This window comes from Colwellia sp. TT2012, assembly GCF_001440345.1.
GTDB lineage: Bacteria > Pseudomonadota > Gammaproteobacteria > Enterobacterales > Alteromonadaceae > Colwellia.
Genome location: NZ_LJYX01000038.1, coordinates 1 through 2799, shown reverse-complemented (window position 1 = coordinate 2799; position 2799 = coordinate 1). Strand labels below are relative to the sequence as shown.

Annotated in this window: 5 protein-coding genes; all 5 read left to right on the top strand. The window is 33.3% G+C overall.

The genetic code is table 11. The features are described from left to right. Nucleotides 1–146: 146 nt before the first annotated feature. The 5 genes from ASU03_RS18395 to ASU03_RS18375 all read left to right on the top strand — a co-directional run bounded on the left by ASU03_RS18395 (nt 147) and on the right by ASU03_RS18375 (nt 2584). Nucleotides 147–500 (top strand): hypothetical protein, encoded by a 354-nt coding sequence (locus tag ASU03_RS18395; protein WP_057833196.1) that lies wholly within the window; start codon nt 147–149, stop codon nt 498–500. Nucleotides 501–587: 87 nt separating this feature from the next. Continuing rightward, on the top strand, nt 588–1037 hold the full coding sequence (locus ASU03_RS18390; protein ID WP_057831032.1) for a hypothetical protein: 450 nt from the start codon (nt 588–590) through the stop codon (nt 1035–1037). Between the two features lie 140 nt (nt 1038–1177). Next, nucleotides 1178–1504 carry a hypothetical protein gene (locus ASU03_RS18385; RefSeq protein ID WP_057833231.1) on the top strand — a complete coding sequence of 109 codons (327 nt, stop codon included), beginning with the start codon at nt 1178–1180 and terminating at the stop codon, nt 1502–1504. Nucleotides 1505–1645: 141 nt separating this feature from the next. Further along, nucleotides 1646–1963, top strand: a complete 318-nt coding sequence (locus ASU03_RS18380; protein ID WP_057831346.1) for a DUF2834 domain-containing protein — start codon at nt 1646–1648, stop codon at nt 1961–1963. A gap of 108 nt (nt 1964–2071) precedes the next feature. Next, nucleotides 2072–2584 carry a hypothetical protein gene (locus tag ASU03_RS18375; protein WP_057833230.1) on the top strand — a complete coding sequence of 171 codons (513 nt, stop codon included), beginning with the start codon at nt 2072–2074 and terminating at the stop codon, nt 2582–2584. Nucleotides 2585–2799: the final 215 nt, after the last annotated feature.

Here is a 2799-nt window from a genome sequence, read left to right as displayed (position 1 = left end):
GTGAAATAGTCATATTGCTGGTGATAAAACCACTTAACAAGGCATTCAAACGGACAAAAAATAGTTGGTTGTTTTCACTCCGTTCTACATTATAACCAACAATTTTTTGCCGCTTAATGCGGCGTTATGTTTTTTTGGAGAATCCGGTGAATACTAAAAAAATAGTGGCTATAAATATTGTAATTATACTCGCTTGTATAACTTCATACTTCCGCACAGTAGCTCCTCGCTTATTTACTGAAGAGGTGGTTGATTCCATGCTTGTTATTGATGAAAAGATTCAAGTTGCTATTGATAATAAGGATATTGAAAACATTGAAGATTCTCTTAAAATAAAATACGCTCAGATTAAATATTTAAGAACAATGGATGAAAATAAAATTTCGTATCTAATAATTAATATAATACTAATTTTAATTTCATCAGTTTATACCATTGTTTTAGTTATTCGCAGCAGTAATCATCAAAAACATAACAAGAAAATAAACAAGGACACGTGACCGTTGGCTGCGTTCCACTTCGTTTCACATTTTAGCCAACAATTACTTAGCCTGTTATTTAGGCGTTAGCTTTATAAAGGATTATTTGTGCTATTTCTATTTAATACTCATCAACCAAAATATCTGTATGTGATTCAATCATTCATATTAGCTCTTTGTTTGGCACTACCTGCTGCTTACGGTGTGCATATTTTTTTTCCGTTATCAGAAAGCCCTGATTCTGAATTAACTATATTAAGTTTTTTTAGTGTTATTATTTTTGGTCCATTTATTGAAACTCTCTTAATGACCTTAAGTTTTAGTGTAATAAAATCATTCACTAATAAATTCGGTATTATTTGTTTTGTTAGCGCTTTATTTTGGGCTGGTTTACATTCATTATTAATACCTGTTTGGGGGCTTGTTACATTTTTTACTTTTTTAGTCTTCTCAATTGCTTTTCAAGTTTGGGATAAGGTTTCGAGAAAAGATGCATATATAATAGTTTTTTCAATTCACGCTTTAATAAATGCATTTGCTTTTCTAATGCCGGAGTAATAAAAAGCTAACAAGCCATTCAAAAGGACAAAAAACAGTTTGCTGTTTTCGTTCCTCAAACATTTTAGCAAACTATTTTATTGCCTCTTAATGGGGCGTTATAGCGACAGCTATTCCAAAGGAAGTTGGGGAGTTATATTTTGGACTTTAATACATTAGCACCAGCCTTAATGGCTAGTGAATTACATAAAAAAGTAGAGACTCCTTTTGGTCTTGTAAATTTTACTCATCATAGTCCGCACCAAGATTGTTTAAAAATATGGATGAGCACGCGTCAAGGCTCAAAATTAAGTGTAGATACTTACATCACATCTAGCAATTTGAAAAACTATGGTTTGATGATGACAGTACGAAGAAAAGCGAATGCAATGGGACGAAAACAAAAAGAATTCCAGATTATTGAAAAAGCTATGGAATACATCATTACAAATAGTAAATTAGAATGTTTTGATAATAATAAGTATTAATATTTACAAATAAAGTCGCTATAACAAGGCATTTAAACGGACAAAAAACAGTTGGTTGTTTTCACTCCGTTCAACATTATAACCAACTATTTTTTGCCGCTTAATGCGGCGTTATGTAACTTAATCATCTATGGAGTTTTAATGAAACGGATTTATCTATTTTTAGCAATCGTTGGTGCAATCATTCCGTACATTTTCTATTTTCAATTTATACAAGTTGAAGGGTTAAACTTTTCTTTATTTATAATGGAATTATTTGGTAGTAAAGCTGCAAGTGGGTTTACCGCAGATGTATTATTAGCAACTGTCGCGTTTTGGTTTTTTATTTTTCAACGCTCTAAAAACCCAACAGCTCCCAGGCCTTTTCTATTCTTTATATTAAGTTGTACCGTAGGGTTATCGTGTGCGTTACCGGCATATTTGTATGCCAATGAAAAACACGCGAATAACGTTACATAACAAGCAATTCAACGTGACACGCAACAGTTGGCCGCGCTCACTCCGTTCACAATTATGGCCAACTATTACTTAGCCCGTTAATTGGGCGTTATGTCACTAGGAAAGTTTATGCTCGCTGCTCAATGGATTAAAGAAAATATTAATGAATCAGCTTCCCTAAGTAATGAGAGTTTATCTTCTGTTAGTAGCTTTACATTAATGTGGGCTGTTTTTGAAGCATCGGAAAGTGATCCAATTCATAACATGGTTACACAGATTCAAAGGCTCTCTATTCGAGTGGCAAATGAAATGCCACCGATAGATTTTTTAGATGACATTCTTCAATTTTGGCAAAATCGATACATTCAAAATAATGCTAAAGGTTCTAGATTCGAACACTTAGGTTTTAGTGAGCATGAGCAAGAAGAATTGGTCTTTTCGATTTTAACAGAGCAAAGTGTGAATCTTGCTGACAAGATACACGCTTTGCTTTTAATTACTTATCGATTTCGAAATAATTTATTTCATGGCAATAAAGATATCACGCTGTTAGAAGACCAAACAGAGAACTTCAATAATGCCTCATTAGTGTTACAACGAGTTATGCTTATTAGTCGGAGGTACCTTTATCTAGGTGCGTAATAGTGACATAACAAGAAATTAAACAAGGACAAAAAACAGTTGGCTTTTTGTCACTTCGTGACTTATTTTAGCCAACTATTTTTTGCCTGTTAATTGGGCGTTGGTATGACTCCCCACGTCAAGTTAAATACACCGATCCCTGCTCATTCATTTAGAGCCATAATGTCTTCTTTTAAAATAGAAGAGTTAACGCATAGATGAAGCAAGTAATTTCG